A 5116-nucleotide genomic window follows, 5' to 3' on the forward strand; every position below is an offset into this window, starting at 1 on the left:
AGCGGCCGTCGCGCCGAACAACTGGCGCCCTTCGTGCTGGTCGCCCCGGCCGTCCTGATCCTCGTGCTGCTGCGGCTGTGGCCGCTGCTACTCGGCGTCAACTTCTCCTTCACCGGCGACGGCGACCGCGACGGGGCGATGGTCGGCTTCGACAACTACGTCGACCTGCTCCACGATCCGCTGTTCCAACAGGCGCTGCGCAACGTGGGGCTGCTGGTGCTGCTCCTGCCGGTGGCGGTGGCCATCCCGGGCCTGCTCGCCACGTTCATCTACCTGCGCGTGCCGGGGCACCGGTTCTACCGCAGCGTCTACTTCTTCCCGGCCGTGCTGTCTCCGGTCATCGTCGGCGCGATCTTCAACCTGCTGCTCTCGTTTGACGGTCCTGTCAACGTTGTCCTGTCCTCGGTGGGCATCGGGCCGGTGGACTGGCTCGGTGATCCGGACGTCGCCATGTTCGCGGTCGTCGGCGTACACGTGTGGGCGACCTTCGGCATGGCCCTGGTCGTGTTCCTCGCGGGCTTCGCGACCCTGGACTCCGCGCTGCTGGACGCCGCGCGGGTGGACGGCGCGTCACTGGCCCAGGTCATCTGGCACGTGATCATCCCCAGCCTCTCCCGCACCATCCAGTTCGTCTTCGTGACCACGATGATCGGGATGCTGACGTCCATGTTCGGCCTGCTCTACGTCATGACCAGTGGCGGCCCGGAGGGCTCGACGTACCTGCCGGAGTACTACATCTGGATCCAGCAGGGGCAGATGAACCGGCCGGCGCTCGCCTCGGCCGCGTCCACCGTCCTCTTCGTCATCATGCTCGTCGTCGGGCTGGTGCAACTCAAGCTGCTCCGACGAGCGGGGAGGGAAGACTGATGTCCCGCGTTCGACTGGGCAGATGGTTGCTCGTGATCCCGATGGGGCTCCTCGCGCTCGCGACGATCTACCCGCTGCTGTTCACCGCGAACGTCGCCATGAAGACCCGCCGGGAGTACATTCTCGACCGGTTCTCCCTGGCGGACGCGCTGCGCTTCGAGAACATCACCACCGCGTGGACCAGCGTCGGCATGGGCCGCTACGCCGCCAACTCGGTCCTCGTGGTGGCCTGCTCGGTGTTCCTGCTGCTGCTGTTCGGGTCGATGGCCGGCTTCGCGCTGAGCCAACTGCGCTTTCGGGGCTCGACGGCGCTGTTCATCGGCTGCCTCGCGGCGCTCTTCATCCCCTTCCAGGTGATCATGGTGCCGCTGGCCCGGGTCATGGCGGACAGCGGTCTCGTCGACACGTACCCGGGGCTGATCCTCGCGTACGTCGCGCAGTTCCTGCCCTTCACGGTCTTTCTGATGACCAGCTACTACAAGACCATCCCGGCGGAGATCGTCGACGCGGCCCGGATCGACGGCAACACCGTGTACGGCGTCTACCGGCGGATCATGCTGCCGCTGGGCGCTCCGGCGCTGCTCTCGGTCGGCATCCTCAACACGCTGTTCTGCTGGAACGACGTGCTCATCTCGCTGCTGCTGATGCCGTCGGCCGACCACCGCACCCTCATGGTCGGGGTGACCTCGCTGCGGGGGCAGTACTCCGAGGACATTCCGACGTTCGCCTCCGGGGTGCTCATCGCCGCGATCCCCGTCCTGGCGGTCTACCTGTTCCTTCAGCGCCAGATCGCCGACGGCGTCTCCGCTGGTTCCACGAAAGGCTGACATGCGCATCACCGGGTATCGAACCCTGACGACGGTCCAGGAGTGGGGCCGGCCCGTCGGCGACGCCAACGGCGTGTTCCCCGACGGCGTCACGACGGTGCCGATCACCATCGTCGAGACCGACGGGGGGATCAGCGGCGTCGGCCTGGGCCCGCACGTGGAGATCGACAAGATCTTCCCGGCCATCGAGGGGGAAGATCCCCGCGCGGTGACCAGCCTGTACGACCGGATGCTCCGGCACACCTTCAAGGCCGGTCACGGCGGGCTGGTGTTCGGGACGATCGGCGCACTGGACACGGCCCTGTGGGACATCAAGGCGCAGCTCGCCGGTGAGCCGCTCTGGCGGCTGCTCGGCGGGCGGGACCGACGCGTCCCGGCCTACGCGTCCGGCCTCGACATCGGTCTGACCGACGACGAGCTGGTCGCGGAGTACGAGGTCTACGCGGGGTACGGCCTGCGTGCCGCGAAGCTCAAGGGCGGCCTCGACATCGAGCGCGACCGGCACCGGCTCGCGCTGGTGCGGGAGGTGCTGACCGAGGCGGGCCACGGCCGGCGGCCCGGTCTGATGCTCGACGTCAACGAGGCGTGGTCGCGCAAGCAGGCCGTCCGGCACGTGGCCGAGCTGGAACGCACCCTCGATCTGATCTGGATCGAGGAGCCGGTCCGCCGCTGGGACGCCGAGGGTCTGGCCGCCGTCGGCCGGGGCGTCCGAGCGTCGATCGCCACCGGCGAGAACCTCACCGGGCTGGAGCAGTACCGTCCGCTGATCGGGGCGGGCGCGGTCGACATCGTCCAGATGGCCGCCGTCTGGGGTGTCACCCACTTCCTGCGGGTGGCGGCCCTGGCGCATGCCCATGACCTGCCGGTCAGCCCCATCGGCAACATCCCGGTCGGGCTGCTGCACGCCGCCACCTCGGTGCCGAACCACCTGGTCAGCGAACTACAGGATCTGCGGCCGCCGGCGGGCATCGGCCTCGACCTGCACGTCGAGGACGGCGCCTTCATTCTCGGCGACACACCGGGCCTGGGCATCCGGGTCGACGAGGCGGCGATCGCGGCGGCCGGACAGCGGGCCGGCAGCCCGACCGCCGGCAGCCCGAACGTACGACCGGAGCGGGCGGGCAAACGCCTGCTTGCGGTGGCCGAGCACATGCCCACCGTCGCACCGGTCCGGGTCGAGGCCCTGCTCGCCGATGCCGTCGGGGCCCAGAACGACGTGGCGCCCCTGCGGCATTGAGCCGGCCCGCCCGCAAGCGACCACTGGACCAGGATTGGTCGGATGATTACCGTGTCGATGGCGCCGACACGACGGATGCGGATCTGGCCGCCCCTGGCATACGCACCCGTACCAACCAACGACGTTGAGACGGAGCAGCAGTGAAGGCAGTTGTCTACCGGGGTGCGCGTGATCTCGGGATCGAAGACCGTGCCCCAGAACCGCCGGGCCCCGGCCAGGTGCGGATCGCGGTGGCGTACACCGGGATCTGCGGCACGGACCTGCACATCTTCCACGGCGACATGGACGCCCGGGTGGGCGCGTCGGCGGTGCTTGGACACGAGATGTCGGGCCGGGTCGCCGCGCTGGGCGACGGCGTCACCGGGCTGACCGTCGGGCAGCCCGTCACCGTGATGCCGACCCGCGCCTGCGGGCAGTGTGCGGCGTGCCGCTGCGGCAATTCGCACATCTGCCACGCGATGGACTTCCTCGGCATCGACTCGCCCGGCGCGATGCAGTCGTCGTGGACGGTGCCGGCCGAGTTGGTGCTTCCACTCCCCGACGATCTGCCGCTGGACCACGCGGCGCTCGTCGAGCCGGTCGCGGTGGCGGTGCACGACGTCGGACGGGCGAAGGTGGCGTCCGGAGAGCACGTGGTCGTCGTCGGCGGCGGTCCGGTGGGCGTCCTCATCGCGGCCGTCGCCCGGGCGCGTGGGGCCCAGGTCCTGCTCGTCGAACCGGACGGCTTCCGGCGCGGGGTCGCGTCGGGGATCGGGATCGAGGCCGTGGATCCGGGGCCGACCGATGTGGTGGCGCTCGTCAACGAGCGGACCGGGGGCGCGGGCGCGGACGTCGCGTTCGAGGTGTCCGGTTCCGCCGCCGGGGTCGGCACGGCCGTGGATGTGCTGACCACCCGGGGCCGGCTGGTGATGGTGGCGATCCACCCGCAGCCGCGTCCGGTGAACCTGCACCGGTTCTTCTGGCGCGAGCTGGAGCTGCTGGGCGCGCGGCTGTACCAGCGCGAGGACGTGGTGGAGGCGATCCGGCTGGTCGCGGCGGGCGTCATCCCGGCCCGGGAGCTGATCTCCCGGGTGCTGCCCGTGGCCGGTGTCACGGACGCGTTCACGGCCCTGGAGGGTGGCGGCGGCGTCATGAAGGTGCTGCTCGACTGGCGGGAGGAGGGCCGATGAGCGCCCTGTTCGACCTGACGGGACGTACCGCGTTGGTGACCGGCGCCCGGCGGGGGATCGGCCTGGCGATGGCGGAGGCCCTCGCGGTGGCCGGCGCGGACATCATCGGGGTGTCGGCGCAGTTGGAGTCCGAGGGCAGTGCGGTGCAGCAACGGGTCGAGGCGGCCGGTCGCCGGTTCACCGGCATCCGGACGGACCTGGGCGACCGGGCCGCGGTGTACCGGTTGGCCGAGGAGGCCGCGGCGGTGGCGCCGGTGGACATCCTGGTGAACAACGGCGGCACGATCGCCCGGGCGCCGGCCGCCGAGCACCCCGACGAGATGTGGGACCGGGTGTTGCAGGTGAACCTGTCCAGCCAGTTCGTGTTGAGCCGGGAGATCGGTCGGCGGATGGTCGACCGGGGCCGCGGAAAGATCATTTTTACCGCCTCGCTGCTGAGCTTCCAGGGCGGCATCAACGTCGCGAGCTACACCGCGGCGAAGTCCGGCCTCGCCGGGCTGACCAGAGCCCTGTCCAACGAGTGGGCGGGCCGAGGGGTGAACGTCAACGCGATCGCGCCCGGCTACATCGCCACCGACAACACCCAGGCGCTCCGCGACGACCCCGCGCGCAACGACGCGATCGTGGGCCGGATCCCGGCCGGCCGGTGGGGACGCGCCGACGACCTGGCCGGCGCCACAGTGTTCCTGGCCGCCGCGGCCTCGGACTACGTGCACGGCACCGTCCTGCCCGTCGACGGCGGGTGGTTGGGCCGATGACGCAGCAGACCTCGCCGGCCGGCCGCCCCGGCATCGTCGACGCGCACCACCACCTCTGGGTCCGTGCGCGACACCCGCAGCCCTGGATCGACCCGGACACGATGGCGGCGATCGACAACGACTTCACCCCGGCGGATCTCGCCCCGGCGGCGCGGGCCGCGGGCGTCACCGAGACCGTCGTCGTGCAGTCCATCGCCTCCGTGACGGAGACGGAGCACCTGCTGGGCATCGCGGCCGACGACCCGCTCATCAGCGGGG

General features: G+C 70.8%; 5 protein-coding genes and 1 pseudogene. All 6 read left to right on the plus strand.

Annotated features, from left to right (window positions below; translation table 11 throughout):
- Positions 1-867: sugar ABC transporter permease (locus AB0J68_RS26820; protein WP_363941077.1), on the plus strand; the 867-nt coding region annotated here is incomplete at its 5' end.
- The gene (locus tag AB0J68_RS26825; protein ID WP_355136680.1) at positions 867-1694 is read left to right on the plus strand and encodes a carbohydrate ABC transporter permease; all 828 of its coding nucleotides are present in this window, start codon (positions 867-869) and stop codon (positions 1692-1694) included. The genes AB0J68_RS26820 and AB0J68_RS26825, both read left to right, overlap by 1 nt.
- Before the next feature lies 1 nt (position 1695).
- Entirely contained in the window at positions 1696-2931 is a 1236-nt protein-coding gene (locus AB0J68_RS26830; protein WP_363941079.1) for a mandelate racemase/muconate lactonizing enzyme family protein, read from the plus strand.
- A 140-nt stretch (positions 2932-3071) separates the two neighbouring features.
- Positions 3072-4100: an alcohol dehydrogenase catalytic domain-containing protein gene (locus AB0J68_RS26835; protein ID WP_363941082.1), complete on the plus strand. Its 1029-nt coding sequence runs from the start codon at positions 3072-3074 to the stop codon at positions 4098-4100.
- Entirely contained in the window at positions 4097-4858 is a 762-nt protein-coding gene (locus AB0J68_RS26840) for an SDR family NAD(P)-dependent oxidoreductase (RefSeq protein ID WP_355068740.1), read from the plus strand. Before AB0J68_RS26835 ends, AB0J68_RS26840 begins: the two co-directional genes overlap by 4 nt.
- Positions 4855-5116: pseudogene (locus tag AB0J68_RS26845) on the plus strand (amidohydrolase); the annotation flags it as partial. The gene AB0J68_RS26840 and the pseudogene AB0J68_RS26845, both read left to right, overlap by 4 nt.

The sequence above is a fragment of the Micromonospora sp. NPDC049580 genome (assembly GCF_040675595.1).
Lineage (GTDB): Bacteria > Actinomycetota > Actinomycetes > Mycobacteriales > Micromonosporaceae > Micromonospora.

Bases quoted from the DNA above. Each gene is read 5' to 3' on its own strand.
- AB0J68_RS26830 (WP_363941079.1), top strand. From the start codon at position 1,696: ATGCGCATCACCGGGTATCGAACCCTGACGACGGTCCAGGAGTGGGGC.
- AB0J68_RS26840 (WP_355068740.1), top strand. From the start codon at position 4,097: ATGAGCGCCCTGTTCGACCTGACGGGACGTACCGCGTTGGTGACCGGC.
- AB0J68_RS26825 (WP_355136680.1), top strand. From the start codon at position 867: ATGTCCCGCGTTCGACTGGGCAGATGGTTGCTCGTGATCCCGATGGGG.